The following is a 24806-nucleotide window of genomic DNA, read 5'->3' as shown; positions in this document are numbered from 1 at the left end:
CGATGGATATCAATTCGACTACCCTTTTATTCGGCCTGATCGGCGCGGTTGTTTTGCTAGCGCTCGGGGCGATTGTCTGGTCATTTTTTGGGAACAAGAACTTGGGTTCCAAAGCGGCGGCCATAAGTGTCGCGCCAATACCAACCTCGATCAGCGACCTTTCGGGAAAGATGGATCCCCGGTCACAGGGCATCATCCCCCTCAGCTCGGATCAATGCCCCAACTTGCAACACCCCCACGGGGCGACCCGGTTGACCTTCACAGAAAACCTGGTTGGGAAGCCTTTCCCGGGTCTCAAGCGGGCGGTGGATTACGATTTGACGCCGCTTGTCGGGGATATCGGGTCGCGCACGCATGCGTTGATCTGGTTCGACAACGGCAAGTGGTACATCAAAGACCTCGATTCAAAAAACGGAACGTTCGTCAATGAGCGCCGGTTGGATCCCAACGTCCCCTTGCTGCTGCGGCACCAAGACCGGATCTCGTTCACGTTGAAGCATGAGGTGTCGTTCCTGGACACCAACTCGCGCGAGGATTTGCCGATGGTCATGGATTGCGAAGTGGTCAAGTTGATCGCCAAGGGCGGCATGGCGGCGGTTTACGAAGGCCGCCGCGGCGGGCAGACCGTGGCCCTGAAGATCCCGATCGATTATGGGGAAGGCCGGGAGCAGGCCAACAAGCGCATCGAAAACGAGTTTGAGGTTTTGCGTTCATTGCGCAGCGATCGGGCCCCGAGGGCGGTGGCGATATCCCGGACGGGAGATGACCGCGGCGTATTGGTGATGGAATACATCGACGGTGGCACGGTCAAAGGGCTGTGGCAAGAAGTCGGGGATCGGCCAAAGCTCCGCGACGCTTGCGCCCTGTGTCTCTCGGCGGCCCAGGCGTTGGAAGAGCTCCACCGGATCGGCCGGGTGCATTGCGATGTCAAGCCCGACAACTTGATGTACCGGAACCGGTTCACCCGGGGGGTGAAGGCACCGATGACTTACGCCGAGGCCGCTGAAACCTTGACCCTGATTGACTTTGGAATCACGATGGAGCAATTGACATCGATCAAGAACCCGTTCGGGTCGGCGAACTACCAATCCCCCGAGCACATCAGCCACCGCCAACTGACGTTCAAATCCGATGTTTATTCGCTCGGCTGCGTTTTTTATGAATGGCTCACGGGTCAGCGGATGTTTCCGAATGCCGCCTCGGTGGCCGAAATCCATGCGGGCCACTTGAATGTTTCGCCAGAGCCGGTGGCCCGCGTTTTGAGCAAGGTCGGGGAGCAGGTTGATCCCGAGTTGGATGACCTCGTGAGCCGCATGCTGAGCAAATCCCCCACCGTCCGCCCAGAAATGGCGGAGGTCTGCGAAACCTTGGGCCGGGTCGGAGGCCGGGTGCGGCGGTGATCCAGATGTCTGGGAATTCTCCCTTCGGCCGAAGCTACGCTTTCGGTTCAGCGGTTTCACAAGGCAACTCGGCCAAGGTGTTGATGGATGCCTGTGGGGGATATGTCAATGCCCAGGGGGCCGTTGCGGTAGTTGCCGATGGCATGGGCGGATACGCCGGGGGCGAAGTAGCAAGCCGCATTGCGGTCGACACGGTTTTGAATCACTATTTGGATGCTGGATTCGAACAAGCGCCTCTTGGGATCCGCTCGGTCATCGAACAAATCAATTACCGCATCCGGGATCGTCAGCAAGCCAACCCGGAGTTTGATCGGATGGGGACCACCGTCGTCATCGCCGTTGCCTGCGGGGAAGACCTGGTCGTCGGCCATGTTGGAGACTCGCGCGCAGGGTTATATCGCGGCGATTACATGATGCGTTTGACCAAAGACCACCTGTCGGTCGTTGAGCGCGAAGGCGCCGACGACGCTGGCGTCAAAAGTGATCCCGTTTTTGGCAGCCGGGCCAATGTCCTCTCCCGGTTTTTGGGGGGAGAACCCGTAGAACCGGATATCCGGGTCGAACGGCTTCTCCCGGGTGACCGCATCGTTTTGGCTTCAGATGGCATCACAGAATATGTGGGCGAACTAGAAATCAACCGGGTTGTCCAAACCATGGAGCCCGATGTTGCGGCCCAAGAAATCGTCCGGCTTGCGGTAGCCAACCGCAGCCATGACCACTGCTCCGCAGCTGTCCTGCGGCTCAATTGACCACTATGCCCTCAACTCCACGAAAATCTTCTTCGTCTAAAGCGCAGCCCAAAAAGTCCATTGCGGCCAACCCATCACCAAAGGCCAAGCCGAAAGCTGATCGGTCGCTTGTCACCCAGATCGCCGATTTGGTAATCGTCTCGCGCGAAGGTGTTCGGACGCAGTCTGCTGCTCTGGAGCAAGTCCTGGCCTTGGCGCGTCGCCTGGGTTCCGAACTCGATGCGGCGAATACCCGGATCCGCAACCTCGAGCGCCAACTGGACCGCGAGAAAGCCCGCGCAGCCAACTTCTCCCGCATGGCAAAGCGCTCTGAAAAACGGGCTGAGACCGTGGCCCAAAGAGCTGCCGAGAAGCCGGAGGAATCCGCGCCGATCCGAAAGGTCGTCCAAGCTGAATTCAAGTTGAAAAATGAAAAATCGTTCAAAGAGCGGGTTGCAAAATTGCAACAGCAGTCCCGAAAAAAGATCGAAGAAATCGCAGAGCTGAGGAAGGATGTTGCGGTGGAAGCAGAAAAGCTGAAAGCCGGAACCTTGGAAGTCGGGGACTGACACATGGCTGAAGACGAGGGAACGCCGGCACAACCCGGGGCAGGTGAGGGGCAACCCGCAGGGGAAGCCCTGGAACAACTTGGGACGCCTGCGACCGGGCCAGATGCGGCCGAGGCCAAGCGGGCCGCCAGGGAAGCCAAGAGGGCCGAACTTGAAAAAAAGAATGAAGAACGGCGGTTGGCCAATGAACAAAGGCGGGTTAATCGGGCCGCTGAGAACGAAAAGAGGCGCCTGGAAAGGGAAGCGCGCCTTGGTTCCCACGGAAGCCCGGAAACTGCTGAACCGCAACAGCCCCGGAGGCTGATCAATATTGAAACAGACATTGAAGTTCCGACTCCGAAGGGCCCCGATATTTCCCAAGAGGATATTGAGGCAATCAAGTCCCAAAACAATGTGGACGACTTGAACGAGAGGATTGGAGAAGTTCAGTCCCAAGCCGATGCGCTGACCGGCGCGGGGGGGACAAAGCGCCCGAGAATTGACCGCGGGCCAAGAGTCAGAGAAGAGCAACCAGCTGATCAGCCACCGAGCCCCTTCAAAGATATCGAAGATCACCTCAAAGTCCGGGCTGAGCATTACGACGAGTACGAGCCGATCCTGGAACTCGTCAACGAGCTTTCTGACCATGGCAAAGCCCGGCTTTCGTCGGCGGTGATCGGCGCAGACGCCGAGTTGGTCGATGCGGTTTTCCGGGGGCTGTGCCAGCTCGCCTCGGTTGCCCCCCAACTTTATTGGCGACACAGCGGCATGCAGACCTGCCTGATCGTGCAGACGGCGGCGGAGAACCGGACGGTTGTTCTTGATGACGACAAGCGCGTGTTCACCATCGGCCGCCCTTCTGCTGGCGCTGCTTCCCCGGATATCCCGGTGAAGGAGCCGTTCATCTCGCGGCAACACGCCCAACTGACCAATTTGGCCGAGCCCGGAATGCCTCCCGAGTGGCGTTTGGAAGACACCAGCAGCCAACACGGGGTGAAGCTTGGCGGCTCACCGCTTTCTGGGGCAGCCGATTGGGGTTATGAGGTGCCGGTTGTTTTGGGATACCGGCATGTCGCCGACGCCCAAGGGCGGGCGGCCGTCCACCCGGTTTTAACCCTCCGCAAAGACACGAAGATCATTTCTCCGGAATTCATCGGCCGGCTCAAGCGGGATTGCGATTTGCTGTTCCTGGTTGTGAACGGCGACTACCCGACCAAGAACGACCACAATGCCTTGCAGTGGGTGAGCGAGGAAAAAACGAAGGGCGTGGTAATCGTTGCTGTGACATCGGGGCGGCTCGATGCCGAACAACAAGCCATCGTTTTAGACGATTTGCGCCACGATGCGCGGATTGTCCGCGGCACCAAGCAGATCCGAACCTTGGTTGAGTGCCGGATTGACGGCGTCCATGCCATCGAAGGTGAATTGCAAGGGTTTTTGGAACAGTTCCGCACCAATATGCGTGAGGCAGTTTTGGATGACCGGATCCGGGACGCCCGCAAGTCGCTGCTCAACCGGATCGGCAAGGTTTGCGATAGTCTGAGGCCGGGCGTGGAAACGGAAGTCAACCTGCTTCGCCGCAAACTCGACGAAACCGAGCACCGGCTTTTGGGAACCGTGGCCAGCGTGACCGAAGCCAAGAGCATTTTTGAATCGGTTTCCACAAACATCGAGCGCGACCTGGACCGGGCCGTGAACCAATTTGGCGACCTCTCGATTGTCGCAAGCCTGGCCTCCAACACGGACCAATACATCGACCAACTGGAACTGGTGACTTTCGGAAAATCTCCCGTTACCATCAAGCTGGTGCCGCCGGGCAACCCCCATGCCACCGCGTTGGAGACCCACCGGGCGATCATGGATTTGGTGATCTTGCCCCAAGCCCAGCAAAAGTTTGGAGCAGAACTTTACAACCGCGTGTTTGGCGACACCGCCGGATCGCCGATGGCCCACGAAACCCAGGTCGGGTTCCGATGGCTCTACCAAAAATTCCAAGGTCTGCTTTCCGGTCTGCCCAAGTTCGAATCAAGCCAAATCAAGCTGGCGAACTACGAAGACAAGATCCTTGGCGTCCGTGGAGAGATCAACGCCGCGCTCACCGACCGCTACGTGACCGCATCGGTTTCTACCGAAGAGCGGATGGAGAACATGTTCACATACCTGTTGACAAAGACACGGTATTCGATGACCTTCTTCTTCTCTATGTTCTCGATTGGCGCCCTGATCTTTGGCGCCTCAAGGAGCAAACTGCTGGCAGCGACCCGGGAGACGATCAAGCAAAGCGTCGACAAGGGCGCCCCGGGGATGGGAGACTATGCCTTGGTCCTCATCGCCCTCATCGCGATCCCGCTTGTGCTTTATTACAATTTCAAAGCGTTCAAGATCAAGCAGCGCGATGTCATCCATGAGGAAAGCGAGAAGATTCGGGATAACATCAAAAAGCATTACCAGGGCATTGTCAAGCGGGTCATCGCCGATTGCGAGCAAGTGTTCGACAACCATATCGATTCGGTAAAGCGACACACCAAGAGCCAGTTGGATGGACTTTCAGTCGCCCGGGGGTTGGGTGGCGAGGATTCGCTCATCAAAAAGGATTCGGAACTTGCCCAAATTCGGGATGAGATCAACTTGAAAGTTGAGGAGTTAGATGCCTTCAACCGGGAGAGGGAATGGGTGGCCAAAGCGATGGACAACCCCACGCCCTCCCCGCTGGTTCCCGTGGATACTCCACGGAAATCGTTCCGGCCACAAGTCAGATGACATTGTTGACGAGTTCGTAGAGCTCGTTGAAAATGCCAATGACGGTATCGACCCCGGCCATGCAGAGGTGCATGGCTTCGACAACGTCGTTTTTGGTTTCGCCGATTGTCTGGCCTTTTTCATGGAGCACCGCTCCGGCATCATGGACGCGGGATTGTGTTTGCTGGGCTCCTTGGTGAACCGTATCAACATGGTTGCCGGTGTCCGATTCGGCGGTGTTGAGCGATCCTGTGACCGAGTCGTGCAGGTCGTTCTGGTGCGTATCCAGAGCTTCCTTGAGATCTTCGACAACTTGGTTCAGGGTGTTTTCGATATCTTCGACTGCGTTGTGGATTTGGTCGGATACCTCTTGCGCTAGGTGGCTGATCAACTGTTCGATCATGGCCTCCATTTCGCTTTGGGATTGTTCGATGTGGTGGACGGTCTCGTCCGTCATTTTTTGGCCCGTTTGCTCCACCGCGTGCATCAGCGTTTCAAATTCTTGCCGAGTGTTGGCTTCGAACTCGTGGATGGATTGTTCGCCTTCTTGGGTCAGCTGCTCCAAATTGGAATGGGCGGTGTTGGTTGTTTCGGTCAGGGATTCCAGTTCGGCGTTGAGGTTGCCTGCCGCCTCGTGGGCGCGATCGGCCAGTTGGCTCACCGCATTGTGGGCTTCTTGGAATTCTTGTTTGGCGTGGTTAACGGCCTGTTCCAATTCACTGTGAAGGCTATCGATCTTCGATTCGATTTCTTCGGCTTTGGCGGTGAAATCGTGGATCATTTGGAGCGACTCCTGCTCTTCGGTCTCCAGGTTGTGCAAAAAGTCGGCGATTTTGTGTTCGAAATCCTCGGTTTCCGCGAGGATGTCTTGATAGATTTTGAGTGTTGCGTCGGATAGATGTTCGAGTTCCATAGTGATTCCTGATGTTAGAGGAAGGAGCCGAGCCCAAAGCTTTGGAGCTCGCCGACAATGTCCTTCAGAGTGTCGAAAACGCTCTCGAGTTGTTCGAGAATTTCTCCGAGGTCGAGTTGGATGCTGTTGGTTTCGTCGTTGTCGTGGACGATCGAGTCGATGACGTCCTCGCCCATTGATGTCAGTTCTTGGGCAAAGTCGTCGATCAGAGCCTTGAGTTCGTCTTCGATAGATTTTTGCAGCAAGTCGGCGATTCCTTCGATCCCGTGCGTCAGGTCTTGGGCGTGGAGATTGCCCAAAAACTCGTGCAAATCAGATCCCGCATCCTGCATTTGCCCATCGCCGTGCTCATAAGACTGTCGGAGCCGGGAACTGTGGTCGTCCATTGCTTGCGAAAAGTCTTGGATCCCATCCGATTCGTGCGCTTGCGATTCATCGACGGCATGGTGGAAATCTTGGATCCGGCCACTCAACTCGTCGAAGGAGTGCTGCAAATCCTGGCCCATCTGTTCCAGGGCTTGCCCGTGCTCATCGAAGAGGCCTTGTGTTTCCTGTTGCCAGGTGTCGCCCGCCTGGTGGGCCGCTTCCAGCCCGTGTTTGAGCTCGTTGGCGGCTTGGTCGGAGGCTTCGATGTGCTGCGTGACATCCGAATTGTCTTCTTGAAGTCGCGTTTTGAGGTCATTCACCCCGTTCTTGAATTCTTGTTCGGCCTCCTGCAGTTCGGACATCCATTGGCGGATGTCGTTTTCGTAATCGGCCAATTTTTGCTGGAGGTGCTGGATACGGTCGTGGGCTTCGTGGGCGGCCTGCTCAATTTCTTGGGTGATGCGGGTGCCCTCATCGGCAACATGTTTGGCCTGTTGGGCAACGTCCTCGATGTCTTTGGGAACCGTGGAAGAGAGTTCTAACAGTTTGGCGATGGAATCGCTTCCACCAAATTCAGGAGAGCTTGTCATAGTTGTGTCATCCAAATAACTCGATTGCGTCGTTGATCCATTCAAGCAGTTGCTTGACGACCATGAGGATAGGCAGGAACTCGCTGATCGCACCCGTGATCCCGGCGCCGATGGCCGCTTTGGCCAGGCATTCCAAGATTGTTTCGATGAGCTCAGCCAAAACTTCTTCCACGAGCTTGTGGAAGAGGTCTTCGAACATGTGGATCACAGCATCTTGGATGTGATCCATGATGTCGTTGACGATGGTTTCGGCCCGTTCGGAAAGGCTATCCACGAGCTCGGTCGCCCCGTCGTTCAGGCTTGAAAAGCCTTGGTCGAACAAATCGAGCAGACCTTCGACGGCTTGCGGGAACAGGTTGGACCCCATGTCTTCGATCTCATCGTCAAAGTGGTCGAAGTCATTCGCGGTGGTGTCCGTGAGTTCGCCGCTCCGGTGGTCGACGTTCTCCATGACTTTGTCGTGGGTCGCATCGGCATGCTGTTCCAGGTTTTGGGTGTGGTCTTCAATCGACTGTTGAGTCTGGTTGAATTCCGCGACCAGAGCGTCGGCGAGCTGCTCGAGCAATGCGGCGAATTGGTCGTGCTGCGATTCGAGCTCGGAGGAGTCGTTATCGAGCTCTTGGTGGAGGGAATCCAAGGCTTGCCACGCACTATCGAAATGGCTTTGGTTTTCATCGACCATGTGGATGGCATCGCTGACTTCCGAAGCAACTTCAGTTTCATGCGTGTGGATTTCCTGGTCGAACTCATCGACTTGTGAGCCAAAGTTCTCGGCTTCGTCGAGCACGGTCTGGATGTCCCACGACTCCATGAGCTGGGGAATGGTGTCGATCAGGTGGTCGAAGGCGTCTAGATCGTGTTTGACCTGGTCGATATGGTCATGGGTTTCGGTCAGCAGCTTCTCCCGCTGCTCCAAGGCATCAATCAATTCTGAGAAAGTCATAGCGGCCTCAAAGGGGGATGCCCTCGCACATTTCCAAAATGGGTTTGATGGTGTCGAACAGTTCCATGGCTTCGTGAACCTTGTCCAAGATGTCTCCGACTTGGCCATCCAAAATGTCCAGCGGCTTTTCGAGATAGTCTTCGACGGCTTGCAAGCCGTCGTTGAGCATGCCGGCGAGTTCTTCCATTTGTCCCAAGAAGTCGCCGCTCAGCATCTGTTCGATATCGGTTGAGGCCTGGTGGGCATGGTCGCCGGCGGTGTTGACCATTTCCTCGAGACCTTCGCCCAGGGTTTGGATGAATTGTTCGGCGGAGTCCTCAAATTCCTGGATCCGTTGGGCGATGTGGTCTTCGAAGTCGGCAACCGATTGGGTGATTTCGTCCAACAGGTCTTGCAAGGTCTGCGTGAAGTTGTCGGCTTCGCTGTCGAGTTGTTCCAACGCGGTGGAGGAGTTGGCAACCTGCTCATCCACATGGCCAGCGGCCTCGTCCAGGGCTTCTCGGAGGGCGGTGAGTTTGTCGTGAGCGTTCTGGTCGTGCTCTTCGCGGTTTGATTTGTTTTCCTGGGCGGCCTGGATTGTTTGTTCGATGAACGATTCGTATTCGGTGACCTCCGCCGTGGCGTTCTCGACTTGTTCGTGCAACGAAGAAACCAGTTGGTCGAGCGACGCGGTCAATTGGTGAACCCGTTCTTCTGCTTTGGATTCCATCGCCTCAAGCTCGTGGCTGGCATCCTGGATATGTTTTTGCAGATCGTTGAGTTTGTCGACGACATCGGCAAGCGCGTCGAATTGGTGGTGGAACGCGCTGAGTTCGTCGTGGGTTGTCTGCGCGTGAGTTTCCAGGGTTTCAAGGCCCTTCTGGGCCATCGATACACTTTCGGCTAAGGTCATTTATTGCTCCAAACGGTAGGGTTGAGTCTAGCGGAACCGACAGGTTATTGCAAGGCTTTGCAAAGAATATTAATCGGCTGCGAGGCTCTGTAGCCAAATTGACGTGAGAACGGCGCGAGCGATACGGTGTTCTTCCCAATCAGGGACCTCCGGCCGGGCCGTGACAAAGAGCGGGGCAAAAGCAAGCGCCGTCGATTCTGGGCGGGGAGCAACTCCGAATTTGAAAGCAACGGCGCTGACAAACTCCACCAAGTGGGCCTCTTGGGATTCGGGGCTTGAAAGGTGCGCGGCCGGCCCATATCCGGCAACCGCGGCTTGGCATTGCTGGGCCAGCTGGGCAACCCATTCCCCTTGTGTCGTAGGAGGGGAATCTGGATCGGCCGCTTGCACACCGAACTTCTTAAGCGCATAGGCAGCGATTTTGGGGGTTGATCTGGCCGACGTCGAAGGGGTTAGGGATTTGGGCAACGGTGGGCTGTCAGCGGGGAAGAGCCAACCGCACACCCAGAATTTGACGAGCCGCTCGCCTTGCTCATAGGGGAGCGACCGGATGTGCTTGAAAACGGGTGAGTCGGCAATATCGGCGGGTTGGGGTTTGGGCAACCGGCGCGGTTTGAAAAGGGCTCCCGCCGTTTCCAACCGTTCATGCACGGATTCCAGTTCGGCAGCCTTGCCTTTCAAGTGTTCCGAAAGTTTCTGCTTCTGTTCGGGAGTTAGGTTTTTGAGCTTGGCTTGGAGTTGTTCCGACGCCCCTAAAATCTCGCGGAGCCTGCGTTTGATATCTTCTGGATTGGATGACATTTTTCCCATACTCTATCTCAAACGTTTCTCCCGGCGGAAACTAACGGTGTAATATGGCTTTGGTCATGGAGGCAACTCTGTTACGTTATGAAAGAATGTCCCAAATGCCGGGTGTTGTTCAGCGATAGCCAAACCCACTGCCTGAATGATGGTACGCCGTTGGTTGTGGCGGGGAGTGCCGGTTTGGGCCAACCCGTTCATCGACCGTCGCCCCAACCGCCTCCGGCTGCACCGCACCAGCCGGATTTTCGGCAGCCAGCTTCCCAGCTAGGCGGAGCCCCGAGCAGTCTCCCGGCCAGGAAAAGTACGATTGCTTGGATCGTGCTCGCACTTTTGGTCGCCTGCGCGCTTGCCCTCACTGCGTTGATTGCCGTCCTGGCCTATCTGAAATCGTCCCAAGCCCCGGAGGGAACCTCCTTGCCGCCAATGGGGGCAGATCAGACCATGGGCGTCCGCTCGGAAACGCCCAACGACAGGCTGCTGGAGCCGACTGAGGTGTCCATGATTGCCAGTTCCACCAAAGACCCTGCACCACGGGGGGTGGATTGCCGGCCATCATCCGCCTACGATGGGGACGTGGAAACGTCATGGTGCGAGGGTGTGGCAGGCGACGGTTCCGGGGAGTCGTTGACCGTGACGTTCAACGGAGGGCCATACAAAGTCACCCGGATCCTCATCGTGGCTGGGTACGACAAAGAAAAAGACGACGAATTCGGCGACCGGTGGACACTCAACAACCGGCCGAAGAAGGTTCGCGTTGCGCTGGGTGGTGCGTTTTATGAATGCGCGGTCAACCCAGAGAACCGGGGATTCCAACCCTTGAACTTCCCGGGGTCTAGCCCGGTTGAAGGGGTGACCCTTTTTTTTGACGACGTTATAAAGGGGACGGCAAAAACCGATAGCGACCTGTGCATCTCCGAAATCCAGGTCTATGTCGAAAAGTGACCCGGTTCGCTTCAGGGGCGGCCGGTTTGTCGCCCCATCAGGGCACCGAGCCGGGCCAAGTTGGTAACATTCCCCCTATGGTTGGCGCCGTGACTGTAAGCCGCTTTGAAATCCCGCAGGGGCAGGAGAGGGAATATGAACAGATGCTCCTTTCGTTTGGCGACGAGGTTTCGAACGATCGCGGGTTCATTGCGACGAGTGTCTGGCAAGAAGTGGATAACCCGAACCGGTTTTTGAGGCTGACCGCATTCAAAGATTTCGAGTCCCTTTTCAAGAGTTACGACGAGATGGTCCAAAGCGGATTCCTGGAAACTGCGGTCGAAAAATGGGGGATCGCCCCCGACGTCAAACGCATCGTGCCGATCGAAAAGAAGGGAGCTGGTGTCGAGCACATGCGAGAGAACCCGTTTGTGAGCGTGAGCATCCGGGCCATGGAACCTGGCCAAGGCGACCCCTGGGTTCAAAAGATGAAATACAACTTTGCCGAGATCGAATCGCTGCCCGGAATGCAGGGATGGTTCATCGGCCGTTGCGACGAGCTCGACGATGAGATCGTCGGCATTGTCGGTTGGGCGTCGGAGGAAGCTTGCCGCCGAACAATCCCGCCCCACATGCATTACCCCGTGACGGTTTACCGCCGGTACCGATGAGCACGGTTTGGGACGACGGCATTTGCGACGGGATCCAGAACATGGCCCGGGATGCCGGGTTGTTGGATTCCGGATCCCCTATTGCCCGGGTTTATGGGTGGGATGGCCCCTGGGTTAGCTTGGGCCGTTCGCAAAACAGTTCTGCGAGCCTCAAACCAGGCTGCCCGGCACCTTGGGTTATGCGCCCAACCGGCGGCAAAGCGGTACTTCATGGCCATGATTTGACTGTTGGCATGGCCGTGCCACTGGAGATTCTCGGCCTAGGTGAGCGGGACGTGAAATCGGTGTACCGCGCGGTCATCCCTTTGCTCACCCGATCTTTGAATGCCGTCGGCATCCCGGCGTCTTTGGCCGAAGAAACACCGTTCGTCCGCGGTGCGGGCAAAGTGGCGGACTGCTTTGCCCATGTCAGCCCAAATGACGTTGTCGATCCTTCGACGGGGCAAAAAGTGTGCGGATGCGCATTAAGACTGACCAACCGAATGGTTTTGGTTCAAGCCAGCATCCCGGTGGGCAAGCCCTTGGTGGATCCGTCTCTGGTCTATGACGCCCCAGCCGCCGTCGGCCGGCACAGTTCGGCCACCAGGGATGAACTAGCATGCGCCCTGCGGACGGAATTCGACTCGGCGGGCCTCGGTTGAGGTCTTTCGGGCATTGAGGGAAAGTGCCCCCTTAAGCTGGGCCAAAACCCGGCATCGTGACGAGATCGGTTCGATCCAGTGCAAGCCAGGTAATGTTTGGGCCATGGCGAAAACAATCCACTCGACAGACCGCGCGCCCGCCGCGATCGGCCCATATTCACAGGCAGTCGAGGCCAATGGGTTCGTGTTCTGTTCCGGGCAAATCCCACTGACCCCGGCTGGCGATCTGGTGACGGGGGATGTGCAAGCGCAGGCTCGTCAAGTGATGGCGAACATTGGCGGGTTGCTTGAATCGCTTGGCCTGGGCTTTGGTGACATCGTCAAAACCTCCATCTTCCTTAGCTCTATGGACCATTTCGGCCCGGTCAACGAGGTCTACGGTTCTTATTTTGCCGATTCGCCACCCGCCCGTAGCACGGTTGCGGTTGCCGGTTTGCCCAAAAACGTCGACGTCGAAATCGAAGTGATCTGTGTCCGAGCCTAAGCGAATCGTATCGGTTTCGCTGGGCACGAGCAAGCGGGACAAAATCCATGAAACGGAGATTCTGGGCCAGCGGTTCTTGATCGAACGCCGGGGCACAGATGGCGACCGATCCAAGTTCAAAGCCTTGATGGAAGAATTGGATGGCCAAGTTGCGGCCCTAGGCGTGGGGGGCGCCGACATTTGGATTGCGACGAGCAAAAAGAAGTATGCCTTCCGCGAAATCGTGGGGTTGGTCAGCGGCGTCAAGAAAACACCGGTGGTGGACGGCAGCGGGCTCAAGCACACTTTGGAAAGGGAAACCATCCACCGGCTCCAGCGGGACGGGACAGTCGACTTCCGCCAAGAGAGGGCACTGTTGGTTTCGGCCGTCGACCGGTTCGGCATGGCCCAGGCACTCAACGAACTGTGCCCCGACGTGATCTACGGCGACCTGCTGTTCGGATTGGGTTTGCCCCTCCCCATCAAAAGTTACCGGACGGTCGAGGTGCTGGCCTCCATGCTGGCCCCAATCGTGACCCAACTGCCCTTGCAATGGTTCTATCCCACCGGAAGCAAACAAGAAGAGCGGAAGCCCAGCCATGTCAAGATTTGGGCCGGCCGGACTTTCCTGTGCGGGGATTGGCATTACATCCGCCGCTACGCCCCCGATGACCTATCGGGGAAAACGGTCTTAACGCAAACCGTCCGGAGTGCCGACATCGAATGGCTACGCTCCACAGGACTCCGCCGCCTGATCACCACAACCCCCGATATGGGTGGCGAAACATTTGCCACCAATGTGATGGAAGGCGTGATCGTGGCGCTGTCGGGAAAAGGTCCGGCTGAAATGGCGGAATCGGACTATTTGGACGTCTTGAAAGAGTTGGACTGGTCTCCCACCGTGTTAGAGCTTGGTTAAGGGCTCCGGTAAAATGGGCTCGGCCCGCTGAAACCCCACTCCATGAAGTTTGCGTTCCTGATCCACCCGCTCGAACCAGCGGACATGCGGCGGAAGTATCCGTTCTTCCGGCCGTTTAGCGACCGGATGATCGAACGGATCTTGCTGATGATGAAGCCGAAGATTGCCGGCCGGATCACGGGCATCCAATCTCCGGATGGCAAACGCACCGAAGGGATTTTCATCGGTGTCGCCCTGACCCCCAAGATGTTCATGGAACTGCCGCTCGAAACGGTTTACCGGAAGCTCGAAATGGCGGTGGAGCTTGCCAAACGGGAAGGGTGCGGAATCGTCGGGTTTGGTGCATTCACAAGTGTCGTGGGTGATGGCGGGACTACGATCCACGATCGGACGGGTTTCCCGATTACAACGGGGAACAGCTACACGGTGGCGACGGCGATTGAAGGCACCTTGGACGCCTGCAACCGGGTGGGGATCGACCGCAAACAAGCGACCCTCGCAGTTGTGGGGGCAACAGGCTCGATCGGCCGGGCGTGCGCCGAAGTGATGGCCCCGGAGTTCGGCCATGTCATCTTGGTGGGGCGCGATCTTCCGCGGACCAAGGCTGTGGCCGCCGAGATCCCGGGTGCGGAGGCCACAACAGATTTGGAGGCCATCAAAATGGCCGATGTCCTGGTCACCGTTACCAGTTCCGACGCCGAGCTGATCCAACCCGAACATCTGAAACAGGGGGCGATCATCTGCGATGTCGCTCGGCCCCGCGACGTCAGCGTGAGGGTGGGCCGCGAGCGCCCGGATGTTTTGGCGATAGAAGGGGGGGTCATTGAGGTGCCGGGCAACTTCCAGTCGACTTTCGATTTCGGTTTTCCGCCCGGCACCGCCTATGCTTGCATGAGCGAGACGTTCATGCTGGCTTTGGAAGACCGCGCCGAGTGTTTCACCCTGGGTAAATCGGTGAGTTCTGAACAAGTGCGCGAAAGCCAAGAAATGGCAAAGCGGCTCGGATTCAAACTAGCCGGGTATCGGAGTTTTGAGCGGGCCGTCCAGCCAGAACAGATTGAGCGGGTTCGCCAAGCGCGGCACCAGGCTTCGGCCGCCATGGGGGGCTGACCGCATGATTGAAGTCCAGGGCGTCTCCCACCGGTTCGATGTCAAGTGGGTTCTATCAGACGTTTCATTTGAAATCCCTGCCGGAGAAATCGCGGTGGTCATGGGCAGTAGCGGCGGGGGCAAGACGACGCTCCTCAAATGTATTTCCGGTTTGCTCAAACCGACCAAGGGCGAAATTGCGGTTTGTGGCGTGAGTGTGGTGGGGGATCCAGAGTGGGCTCGCGCAAAGATGGGGTTGGTTTTCCAATATGCCGCGCTGTTTGATAGCCTGGATGTTGAAGAAAACATCCTGTTCGGGTATCGCCGGCAACACAGTCCGGATAAGAAGGCCGAAGCAGAACTCCTCACCAAGCTGCTGGGCCAGGTGGGATTGGAAGGGGTTGAACGCCAGCTCCCGAGTGCCTTGAGCGGAGGGATGCGCAAGCGCGTTGGACTCGCCCGGGCCTTGGCCATGGAGCCGGAAGTCTTGCTATACGACGAGCCGACGAGCGGACTGGATCCCGTGACCGCCTATTCGATCGACCAATTAATTGTGCAAACAAGGGATCGGCTCGGCCTGACCAGCCTGGTGGTCAGCCACGACGTCAACTCGATTTTCCGGGTTGCCGACCGCATCATCTTTTTGCATGCCGGCGAAGTTGCCTTCAATGGCACTCCGGCCGAGTTCCGCCGCGAGCAATCTGGCCCAATTGGCGAGCTGATCGGCAAGGCCCGGTCAGAATCCCTCACTTAACGCAAGATAATTGCAAAAAAGACCCAGGATTTTCCGGCCACGGTGAACTGCTTTCATGCGGGAGCGTTTATGAGTTCAGAAGACACGCCAGGGCGTGTCCAGGAAAGACAGAAGTATGAAACGCACGTTCGCGATTTTGGCGGTGTTGGTGGCCGTCGCAATGGCTGTCCCTTCGATGGCCCAAACGGCAGGCCCACGCGGAGGAGCCCAAGGTCAGGGCCAAGGCCAAGGCCAGCGGCCGGGCCAGGGTGGGGGCCGCATGATGATGAGCCCCGAGTTCCAAAAGAAGGTCAAGGCGGCACACGACAAGGTTATCAAAGAACTTAAGTTGAACGCCACCCAAACCAAAGCGGTGGATGCGGCGGTCAAAAAGCGCGATGACGCCATGAAGAAGATGCGGGATCAGATGCAAGCCGACCAAAAGGCCGGCAAGCAACCAAACCGCGAAGACATGCAAGCTAAATTCAAGAAAATCCGCGACACCTATGACGCGGACATGAAGAAGGCAATGGGCGAGGCGAACTACAAAAAGTACCAGTCCCGCATGCAAGAAGAAATGAAGAAGATCATGGAAGAAGCCCGCAAAAATGGCCAGGGCGGCGGCAAACCCGGTGGCAAACCGGGTGGCAAAGGCTGATCGAGAATTTACCAACCGAGCAGATGGGTAACGGCGCGTCCTCCGGGGCGCGCCACCTTTTTTTAGAGGTAGTCGAGTTCTTTGAGCCAACGCGGCGATTGCCGCCAATCCTCGCGGACCTTGACGAACAATTCCAGAAAAACCTGTTCGCCAACCATCTCTTCGATGTCCTTGCGCGCCTGCGTGCCGATCTCTTTGATCATGGATCCTTTCTTGCCCAAAAGGATCGCCTTTTGGCCATCCCGTTCGGTGAGGATGACGACGCGGATCATCAAGCGGCCGTCTGATTCGTCCCTTTCCCAGGTCTCGCAGTAGGTGGCGATGCTATGGGGGATCTCTTCGCGGGTGAGGTGCAAGGCCTTTTCCCGCACAGATTCTGCGGCGATGAAGGCCATAGGCTGGTCAGTGTAGATGTCGTCGGGGTAGAAGGTCGGGTTTTCCGGTAGTAGTTGGATGATCAAACCCTGCAAGATGTCCAAGTTCTGCCCCTTGGTCATGGAGGTCATGACGATGTTCTCGGTGGGGAAGAGCTCCTTGTACGCCTCGTAGTTCCGTTCGACATCGGCGGCTTTGAGCTTATCCATCTTGTTCAGCCCCAAGATCAACTTGCCAGGTTTTTCCAAGGCCCCGGATTCCTTAAGCATTTGCGCGACAGCCTTGTCTTCATCGCCCGGCATGCGGGAGCAATCGGTCATTGCCAGCACAAGGTCGACATCGAAAACGGATTGCCGGGCCGCTTCGTTGAGGGCGGCTCCGAGTTTATGCTTGGGTTTGTGGATGCCAGGCGTATCGACAAACACGATTTGGTAATCATCCGTTGTGGCGATTCCCAGAACGCGTTTGCGGGTGGTTTGCACCTTGTCGCTGACAATGCTGACCTTGTGCCCCACCAGAGCATTGATCAGGGTGCTTTTGCCGACATTGGGTTTGCCGACCACGGAGACGAGACCGGCTTTCATGTCAATTCCGCTTTCTGAAGAGAACGCTCACACCGGTCTGGCCAAACGATTCGCCACCTTTTTGGCGTTCGGGGCTCCGTCGCCTGCGTTTGCGCCGGCGTCCCGAGGTGCGGTCGTCTTCCGCCGATTCTTCGTCGCCACCCGCCTCTTCTGCTGATTCGTCGACGGAATCGACCATCGAGGGGCGGAGGAGCAGGTCGTCGGCATGGTCTTCGCTCCAGGTCTCTTCGACCCATTCGTCCAGCTTCATGATCGCGACATCGAACGCGATGCGATCCAGATGCAGGGTGTTTTCTTCACGCACGACCGGTTCGGTGACTTGCAAGAGTTCGGCAGGGTCGCTGTTCAGGATCGCCTGGATATCTCCGAGAGTGCCGACGAGGAAAGTGTGGGTGCTGCCATCGACGGCTTTGAACTTGATGCAGGCGTTTTCGACGGGGATGTATTCCTGCATGTCCACATGGTAGGCGGCCCAGTTGTCCGGCAGCATCAGCGACCGCGGGCCAGTGCCTTGGCAGTGGATGGTGACGAATGGCGGGTTGGCGTGGACCAAGTCGTTGTCAAATGCCCAAACATGCGCGCCGTTTTGGTGGGCGAGGGCGCGGAACAGCCCCGGCGAAACCATCGGTTCGCCTAGGAAAACGGATGTCCACCGTTCGCTGGGTGCGCCTTCGGTCACTCGGGCGACGACAAAGCTCGGGAGGCCAGTTTCGGTGTATTCGCCAAGGACCATGGCATCTTCTGGGATCGCGAAGTAGCTCGGTTCAAGCTGCCCGCCCTGGGCGAGTTCCGACTGGTCGAGTTGGCTGCTGAGTTCTTCCCGCGTGTTGAGGAGGGTCGTGCCCGATTTGCAGTTGAAGGGCTGCGGCCGCAAGGCGATCCCCGTGACTTCTCGGACCCGCTCCAAGCTGTCTCGCCCGGCTTCGAACAATCCGGCGGTGTAGAGCCAGAACAAGGTCTTGCCATTACGTTGGAGACGCTGTTTGATGGCACTCCTGACTTCGGGCCGCATATCCCATGCATTCACAAAAATATGCAACTTGCATTCAGGGAAGTTTTCGCGGTGGGCTAGGTCGCTCAACAGGAAGAAGCCGACGCTCAAGCCGGACCGGAGCAGAGCCTCGCGGACTTGCTGGATGAGGATTTCGAAGGCCCTCGGGTCGGTGAGATAGGCGAGCGAGCGCTCATCGATGAAGAAGGCGACATCGGGGGATGGTTTTCCGGATGCGAGCCGACGGGCCAAGAGTTCGCGAACTTCCTTGCCGCGCTCCCAAATCCCCGGGCTGTTGAGCCAACCCGATCCATTCGAATCCATCCAAATCACCCCCCCTTCATGGGCCAAAGCGCCGCCGACTCCTCGCCAGTGGGCACTTTCCAGGGCTTGCGGGGTCTTCATGAGCGGGTTGCGCATGAGGTTCCGGTCTTCGCGTCCGCTGATCGGGGTGCGGAAGTCTTCTTCCGCCATATAGAGTTTGCCGTTGATGGCAAAGCTATCCACGGGGAAGGGGAAGGCGGCGGTGCCGCCCGGCTCACGGTCGCGGTAGCTGCTTGGCCCTGCGGCATAGTCGAGTTCGTCGCAACGGAGGAGTTTTCCGAGGCTCAGGTGCCCGCTGAACGGATGGCTCCATTCAAAGGTGTAACCGTAACTGACGCCAACAAGGAAATCGCCGTCTGACGCCTTCTTTGCCGCGTAGCACATCTTGGTGATGCGCTCTACAATCTCGTCGCTGACAAACAGGTGGTAGTCCACCCATCGGCGGGCCCGTCTGTCGGTACGGACGAATTCTTCACCGCCCAACCCTTCCCGGTAATCCGGGATGGCGATGGAATCGAATTCTGCCCCGCCATCGAACCACGCGGCGCGGAGGGAGACGATGTCGTTCCGATACCGCATGCGCAACCACCGCCGGAATTTGGCCCGGCTCGCCTGGCTGATGTCGTAACCGTCCTCTTCGTCGAGGAACCATTCGTGTTGGTCAAAGTGGACCCCCATGAACTGCGCCGCCTGATCCGATTCTCGGATGCCGGCAATGACGGATTCAAGCGTCCTTCCGGCCTCATCCCAATAAGCGTCGTCGCTGACGCTCGGGTCGGCGATATCGCCATTCAAGTAGCGGTAGAAGGCATCGGGGAATTCGGACTGCCAGTTGTCGGGGGTGGCAAAGCTGATACGGGGGACTAGTTGAATCCCTGGGGCAACCGAAGTGGCGTCACGGGCGAGTTGGACGGCGAAATCGACGGCTGCCGGGGCATTTGCGACCCCGACTGTGAGGGCCAAGCGGAACGAAAAAATTTCCAGGCCTTGGTCGGCTGCTTCTTTGAGTTCTTCGAGGACGATGCCCCGCTGTTCGGAACTTTGGGCATCGGCATAGAACATGATGGGGGCAAAAGCGCGCTGTTGCCGGATGATTGTCGGATGCCCTCGGTGCAGGGCAACCTGGGCCGCTCCTTCTTTTCTCTCGATTGGCAATCTCACCGGCTCGGCGGCGACCGGTTCGGGTTCCGGCTCTTGAACGGGCAACGGTTCTGGTTCGAGATCGGTTTCCGTGGTCGCGGCGCGTTCGGCTCCTCTCCGGCGGAAGTTCACTTCCAACGGCTTTTCGGCAAAAGCGTCGGCGGCAGTCGGTTCGGCATCCCCACGCCGCTTGCGGGAACGTCGGGTCGGGGACGCTTCTTCAGCGGCAGCTTCTTGTTCAACTTCAGCGGGGCGTGGCACCAGACCCGGTTCACGCCAAGAAAGGATCGCGATCCGGTCTTCCGGATCCTCGAAGTCGCTATCTTCCGCGACCCGAGTCGGCCGAGGGGCGGTGGATTTCTCCCGCCACGTCAAAGTGAACACGCCATTGGGGTCGATCAGATCGTCTCCGCCGGCAGGCTTTTTCGTCCGGCGGGTTGCCCGCTTGGGCTTTTCAGTTGCGGGTATCGACTCTGCGGTGGCTTCAGGTGCGGCCACCGGGGCTTCAGCTTTCGGCTTGACCGTCCGTTTGGGCTTTGGTTTATCCTTGTCCTCGACAACTTCTTCGGCCAAAGTTTTTTGCCGGACAGCCGGTTGTTTCGGTTTGGCTTTTTCTGGTTCCGGCTGGTCGGGGACTTTGGAAAGGATGTCGTCGGCGGTTCTGCGTCGCCGCTTTGTCGCTGCGGCGGCATCAATGGCTTGGCCATCGGCCTGTTGGTCGGACTCTGTTTTCTTTTTGGGCATCGTTGGAGCGCCGTTTTTTAAAAATCGCTTGATCGGACATGTGGGCAGGGGTTAGGTGCGGGATAGTGGGTTTTCCCAGTACAACCACCGTACTAAGCCTCAATCGTGTCCGGCCTTTTTGCAGTATGACAGGCTGGGCTCCCTGGCTACCGGGGCCACATTGCGTCATTTTTGAAGCCTATCTGCCATGAAGCCTGAAAATATTGCGGGGGAGAGCCGAAGATTGAACACAAGCCACAGAACGAGGCAAGAAAATGGATTTGATTCAACTGATGGGAAGCCCATCGGGGAATCGGTTCGAACCCTCGGGTGCAACGGTTGGAAAGGCATCGGAAACGGTGTCGATGGAGGCCGGGAAGGAATTCTCGACCCAATTGGAAACCGCGCTCGATGGTAGCCAAGATCAGGAAGTAGACCCGAGTGGGCTGATTGCCCAGATGGTCGCGCTGGACCTGAACCTTGGCCGGATACCGATTCAACCGGTTGCGGACGTCGCGGGCCAGGGCCCCGGATCGCCCACCAAGGGGCTGCAGGTCGATTCGACATCGTCTCGGCCAATTGATTGCGTCTTCCGGGTCACCTGCGAACCCGTACTCAGACTGGACAGCCAGCCTGACCTCTTCCCCCAACCGGCCGGACTTTCCATCGAAAGTCAGCCCGACCTCTTTTCGGCGCCGACGGGGCTCTGGTTCAACAGCCAGCCCGACCTTTATCCCGACCCAACTGGAGCGCGGCCAAACCCGTTCGGCTCTAGAGGCGGTTCCGACCCATTTGGACAGCGGCCGGCGGTGTGGGTTGACCCAACTGGCTCCCGGCCCCAGGTCAACGGGGCGAAAGACGGTGCCGACAACGGAGGTTCTGCTTCTGATATCGACCAAGCAGTCCAGTCCGCCTTTGAAAAGCTTTTTGAACCGACGGGTGAAGTGGCTCTGACCCCTCAAGTGAAGAGCGCCCTGGAAGAATCAATCCGGAAAGCGATTGGGAATGCAATCCAAAGCCAACCGGTTGCCCCAGATGGCGATCTTGTTTCGGCGGGTAAAGGTGCCACCGATTCCGTCCCACCCGCCAATGCCCAGGCAACCGATTCAAGCAGCCCGCTCGGCGGAATGCACACTATCCCCCTGCGCCTTGATGAAGGCGAGCGGATCAAGCCGATTCCGAAACCGGGGCTAGGCGATGCGTCAGAAACTGTCGGATCACCGGCCCCTGTCCAATCATCCGCCCAAACATCTGGCCTCAGAGCCGGGCGAGAAGGCGGAACCCCGGGCGCAGATGGGCGGTCAACCGCTTTGCCGGGCACCATGTACCGCGGCACCGGCCAGGGCCGCCCGGATGACCAAAATGGATTCGGAAAGCCAAACTGGCATCCGCGTTTCCAAAACATTCAAACTGGCTTGGGCTCCGACCCCAGCCAAAAATTGAACGGGGCAATCGCAACGGGTCTTGGCTTGGCCGGATTCAATGTCCGCGATGTCGAAGTCAAAGCTGTCACAACCTCCTCGCCTATGGCCGAGGTCAGCACGCCGACCACGGCCCTCACGGCGGCACAGGTGATCGCCGAAGCCGGCACCGCCATTCCAAAGCCGTCGATCCAAGGGGAATCTGCGACGGTTTCACCTGAATCCGACGCGATGGGAGTGGAGCAGGAATCGTTTACGATGGCTGCCCCACTTCAACTCTCCAAGCAACCGTCGGCCTCCCTCCACGACACCAACGAGGAGATTGGAATCGCCGATGCTCCGGAGAAGGACGACAAAGGCAAGTTCGAACTCCCGGACTCCCCGACCGCAATCCATGCCACGGGGCGCAACCCGCAAACTTCCGGTGACCCCGCCGTGGACCGGGTAGTGACAGATAACCGAACCGCCGACCACGCTGTCCGGGACGCTAGAGCGGAGATTGCCCAAACGGTCGCCGACCTGGCCGCCGCCCGCCGGCCCCAGTCGGTAAAGATCCAGCTCACCCCGCTAGACCTGGGGACGATCGATATCAGCGTTAAGGGTGCCCCTGGCCGTGTGGATGTTGATCTTCGGGCTAGTGACGATGCGGTTCGCCAAAGCCTGGCCAACCACCGAGCTGACCTTGTGAGCTCCATCGAAGCCAAGGGCACGTCCGTTGGTTCGATGAACGTAGGCTCTCAAAGCCAAAACCCCAACAACTCCCAGGGTCAGGGAGGTCAAAACCTGACCCGCGACGACTTCCGGACCGCCGCCAATTTGGCGCAGATTCCCGCAACTGCCGAGACTCATCCTGCCCGGCAACCATCTTACCAGGCGGTCGCCTCGGGCCGGGTGGATTTGGCCGCGTGACAGAGAGAAAATCATGAACTCAATCGATCCAACCGGCGCCCTCACCTACACAAACGCAGGCGGGGCGCCCAAAGCCAAGAGCGAATTGAACATGGATGCGTTTTTGCGCCTCCTGACGGTTCAACTTGCCAACCAGAACCCCCTGGAACCGATGAATGACCGCGACTTCTTTGCCCAGATGGCCCAACTCGGCCAGGTGGAGGGCATGGATGACCTGAAAGCCAGCCTGAACACGCTGAACGGATCGGCCATGATCGGCCGAACTGTCACGGCAGTCCGGCCGATGACCGATGCCGGGAACACGACGGGCACAAACAGCACCGTCACCGGAATGGTTGAGCGGATCACCAACCGCGACGGCAAGCAAATCGTTGGACTGCGTGAAGCAAACGGCGGTTTGGTCGAGGTCGAAATCGGGAACATCCGGGAAATCGCCCGCTAAGGAACGCAAAGATGAGCAGTCCGATCCAAAACAACAAAGTCGCGGACCTAATCCAGAACCGTGGGGTCAGCCAGGGCCCGCCGGCTAACGCCTCCCCGGCGGCTGGAGCCGATTTCCAGGCCGTTTTGGCCGACCGGCTCAAAGTGAGCAACCACGCCAAAACGCGCTTGGAAAGCCGGGAGATCCAATTGGATGCCGACAAGTGGCAACGGGTGCTGGACGGCGTGGAAAAGGCGGCTCAAAAGGGAGCGAAGGAAAGTCTTGTGATGATCGACGACATCGCGCTGGTGGTCAGCGTTCGCAACCGGACTGTCATCACGGCCGTTGACCAAAACCACCTTAAAGACAACGTATTCACCAACATCGATTCAGCCGTAATTGTGTAAGCAACTCTGCAAAAACACAAGAGGCCAACCGATAATGACACTAAGAAACTTGGGTAATGAAGAGTGGCCACAACCTGTCAAGGGTTGTGAACTTGGACGAAAGCATGAATGGCTGAGTCTTCCCCAAGTTTCCTGGAAAACACTCAAGAAACAAGGAAGAAAAAATGCTACAAGCCATGCTTGCTGGGGTCGCCAGCATCAAAGCGCAACAAACGCGCATGAACGTGATTGGGAACAACTTGGCCAACGTCAACACTACCGCCTATAAGGGCAGCCGGGTGACGTTCCAAGACATGCTTGCTCAAACGGTTCGGGGGGCAAGCCGCCCGACCGGCGGCCTTGGGGGGACGAACGCGATCCAATTCGGTCTCGGCGTCCTCGTTGCCGGAACCGACATCAACACCGAGCAGGGTTCGCTGAACGCCACCAACCGGCCAACCGACTTTGCCATCCAGGGCAACGGCTTCTTCCTCGTGAGCAACGGCGAGCGCCTGGCCTACACCCGCGACGGCTCCTTTGACCTTGATGCCAATGGCGACATTGTCCACCGAGCAACGGGCGAGCGCTTGATGGGGTGGCCGGCGGATCCGGCGACGGGCAACATCAATACGAACGCTCCAATCAGCCCGGCCTCAAACCTCACGGTTCCGATCGGCGCCCGCACGGCTGTGCAGGTCACGACCAACGTGACTTACGCCGGCAACTTGGATAGCCGCGAATTCAGCAATGCCGGTTTGGCCAGCACTCAAAGTATCGTGAGGGTGTTCGATTCGCTCGGCGGCTCCCACGACCTGACCCTAACCCTGACTGAATCGGCAACCCCCAACCAGTGGGATTGGACGGTTGCCGGTGCGGGCGGCACAACGGTGACCGGATCCGGTTCGTTGACTTTCGACCCTGCCAACGGGGCGATGCTCACGGGTAGCCCGGGAACGATCACGGTCACCCCGCCGGCGGCGGGCGGCGTCCCTGCTTTTTCGGTTGATTTGGATTTTGGCGGCATCAGCCAACTGGCTACCGAAATGCAGGTGCAGGCCAGCAGTCAAAACGGTTTTGAGCCGGGATCGTTGAGTTCGTTCAGTGTGAACACCGATGGCATTATCGTCGGTCTTTACACCAACGGCCTGACCCGATCGCTCGGCCAGATCGCCAGCGCAATCTTCCCGAACCCGAACGGTTTGGAACGCCAAGGTTCGAACCTTTGGCGCAACACGGACAACTCCGGGGTTCCGGTCGTCGGCGCCCCGCGCAGCGGTGGCCGCGGCCAAATTAACGCCGGGTTCTTGGAGCAGTCGAACATCGACATCGGGAACGAGTTCACCGACTTGATCATCACTCAACGTGGCTTCCAAGCCAACACGCGGGTTGTGACCACGGTCGACGAAATGCTGCAAGATTTGATCAACATGAAGCGCTAAGCCTAAGATTTTCATCCTGATGGAGCGGCCGCCTTAGGGCGGCCATTCCATTTGTGAATGTTATGCAATAACATA

General features: G+C 58.0%; 23 protein-coding genes. 16 read left to right on the top strand and 7 right to left on the bottom strand.

Going from position 1 to position 24806, the window contains the following annotated elements:
- Positions 1-2: 2 nt before the first annotated feature.
- The 4 genes from JNM28_02685 to JNM28_02670 are packed head-to-tail and all read left to right on the top strand — an operon-like array spanning position 3 to position 5436.
- On the top strand, positions 3-1400 hold the full coding sequence (locus JNM28_02685) for a protein kinase (GenBank protein MBL8067331.1): 1398 nt from the start codon (positions 3-5) through the stop codon (positions 1398-1400).
- A 5-nt stretch (positions 1401-1405) separates the two neighbouring features.
- Entirely contained in the window at positions 1406-2149 is a 744-nt protein-coding gene (locus JNM28_02680; protein MBL8067330.1) for a serine/threonine-protein phosphatase, read from the top strand.
- A gap of 5 nt (positions 2150-2154) precedes the next feature.
- Positions 2155-2697, top strand: a complete 543-nt coding sequence (locus JNM28_02675) for a hypothetical protein (protein MBL8067329.1) — start codon at positions 2155-2157, stop codon at positions 2695-2697.
- A gap of 3 nt (positions 2698-2700) precedes the next feature.
- Entirely contained in the window at positions 2701-5436 is a 2736-nt protein-coding gene (locus JNM28_02670) for an FHA domain-containing protein (protein ID MBL8067328.1), read from the top strand.
- Here the strand turns inward: JNM28_02670 and JNM28_02665 are convergent.
- From JNM28_02665 to JNM28_02645, 5 genes are all read right to left on the bottom strand, one after another.
- Positions 5429-6328, bottom strand: a complete 900-nt coding sequence (locus tag JNM28_02665) for a hypothetical protein (protein MBL8067327.1) — start codon at positions 6326-6328, stop codon at positions 5429-5431. The two genes, JNM28_02670 and JNM28_02665, sit on opposite strands and share 8 nt — an antisense overlap.
- A gap of 14 nt (positions 6329-6342) precedes the next feature.
- The gene (locus JNM28_02660; protein MBL8067326.1) at positions 6343-7284 is read right to left on the bottom strand and encodes a hypothetical protein; all 942 of its coding nucleotides are present in this window, start codon (positions 7282-7284) and stop codon (positions 6343-6345) included.
- A gap of 7 nt (positions 7285-7291) precedes the next feature.
- Positions 7292-8227: a hypothetical protein gene (locus tag JNM28_02655; GenBank protein ID MBL8067325.1), complete on the bottom strand. Its 936-nt coding sequence runs from the start codon at positions 8225-8227 to the stop codon at positions 7292-7294.
- Between the two features lie 7 nt (positions 8228-8234).
- Positions 8235-9119, bottom strand: coding sequence for a hypothetical protein (locus tag JNM28_02650; protein ID MBL8067324.1), 885 nt, complete (start codon positions 9117-9119; stop codon positions 8235-8237).
- A gap of 69 nt (positions 9120-9188) precedes the next feature.
- Positions 9189-9920: a hypothetical protein gene (locus JNM28_02645; protein ID MBL8067323.1), complete on the bottom strand. Its 732-nt coding sequence runs from the start codon at positions 9918-9920 to the stop codon at positions 9189-9191.
- 321 nt (positions 9921-10241) lie between these two features.
- Between JNM28_02645 and JNM28_02640 the strand changes: the two genes are divergently transcribed.
- From JNM28_02640 to JNM28_02605, 8 genes are all read left to right on the top strand, one after another.
- On the top strand, positions 10242-10865 hold the full coding sequence (locus JNM28_02640; GenBank protein MBL8067322.1) for a hypothetical protein: 624 nt from the start codon (positions 10242-10244) through the stop codon (positions 10863-10865).
- A gap of 77 nt (positions 10866-10942) precedes the next feature.
- Entirely contained in the window at positions 10943-11515 is a 573-nt protein-coding gene (locus JNM28_02635) for an antibiotic biosynthesis monooxygenase (GenBank protein ID MBL8067321.1), read from the top strand.
- Complete coding sequence (locus JNM28_02630; protein MBL8067320.1) at positions 11512-12156, top strand: hypothetical protein; 645 nt, start codon at positions 11512-11514, stop codon at positions 12154-12156. Before JNM28_02635 ends, JNM28_02630 begins: the two co-directional genes overlap by 4 nt.
- A gap of 103 nt (positions 12157-12259) precedes the next feature.
- The gene (locus tag JNM28_02625; protein MBL8067319.1) at positions 12260-12640 is read left to right on the top strand and encodes a deaminase; all 381 of its coding nucleotides are present in this window, start codon (positions 12260-12262) and stop codon (positions 12638-12640) included.
- A complete protein-coding gene (locus tag JNM28_02620; protein MBL8067318.1) occupies positions 12627-13538 on the top strand; it encodes a quinate 5-dehydrogenase in 912 nt (303 codons plus the stop codon). The genes JNM28_02625 and JNM28_02620 overlap by 14 nt, the downstream gene beginning before the upstream one ends.
- 42 nt (positions 13539-13580) lie before the next feature.
- Positions 13581-14648 carry a shikimate dehydrogenase gene (locus tag JNM28_02615; GenBank protein MBL8067317.1) on the top strand — a complete coding sequence of 356 codons (1068 nt, stop codon included), beginning with the start codon at positions 13581-13583 and terminating at the stop codon, positions 14646-14648.
- A 4-nt stretch (positions 14649-14652) separates the two neighbouring features.
- Positions 14653-15381, top strand: a complete 729-nt coding sequence (locus tag JNM28_02610) for an ATP-binding cassette domain-containing protein (protein ID MBL8067316.1) — start codon at positions 14653-14655, stop codon at positions 15379-15381.
- 115 nt (positions 15382-15496) lie between these two features.
- The gene (locus JNM28_02605; GenBank protein ID MBL8067315.1) at positions 15497-16018 is read left to right on the top strand and encodes a hypothetical protein; all 522 of its coding nucleotides are present in this window, start codon (positions 15497-15499) and stop codon (positions 16016-16018) included.
- 62 nt (positions 16019-16080) lie between these two features.
- Here JNM28_02605 and era read toward each other — a convergent pair whose 3' ends face one another.
- Entirely contained in the window at positions 16081-16977 is an 897-nt protein-coding gene (era, locus tag JNM28_02600) for a GTPase Era (protein ID MBL8067314.1), read from the bottom strand.
- Between the two features lies 1 nt (position 16978).
- Positions 16979-20176 carry a beta-galactosidase gene (locus JNM28_02595; GenBank protein ID MBL8067313.1) on the bottom strand — a complete coding sequence of 1066 codons (3198 nt, stop codon included), beginning with the start codon at positions 20174-20176 and terminating at the stop codon, positions 16979-16981.
- A 254-nt stretch (positions 20177-20430) separates the two neighbouring features.
- Here JNM28_02595 and JNM28_02590 point away from each other — a divergent pair, with 254 nt between their 5' ends.
- From JNM28_02590 to JNM28_02575, 4 genes are all read left to right on the top strand, one after another.
- Entirely contained in the window at positions 20431-22485 is a 2055-nt protein-coding gene (locus JNM28_02590; GenBank protein ID MBL8067312.1) for a flagellar hook-length control protein FliK, read from the top strand.
- Positions 22486-22498: 13 nt separating this feature from the next.
- Positions 22499-22927, top strand: coding sequence for a hypothetical protein (locus tag JNM28_02585; protein ID MBL8067311.1), 429 nt, complete (start codon positions 22499-22501; stop codon positions 22925-22927).
- An 11-nt stretch (positions 22928-22938) separates the two neighbouring features.
- Complete coding sequence (locus JNM28_02580; GenBank protein ID MBL8067310.1) at positions 22939-23313, top strand: hypothetical protein; 375 nt, start codon at positions 22939-22941, stop codon at positions 23311-23313.
- A 164-nt stretch (positions 23314-23477) separates the two neighbouring features.
- Complete coding sequence (locus JNM28_02575; GenBank protein MBL8067309.1) at positions 23478-24731, top strand: flagellar hook protein FlgE; 1254 nt, start codon at positions 23478-23480, stop codon at positions 24729-24731.
- The last annotated feature ends 75 nt before the right edge of the window (positions 24732-24806 follow it).

Source organism: Armatimonadota bacterium (assembly GCA_016789105.1).
In the GTDB taxonomy this organism is placed as follows: domain Bacteria; phylum Armatimonadota; class Fimbriimonadia; order Fimbriimonadales; family Fimbriimonadaceae; genus UphvI-Ar2.
The sequence above is the reverse complement of the archived record's forward strand: the minus strand, read 5'-3'. Positions and strand labels throughout refer to the sequence as shown.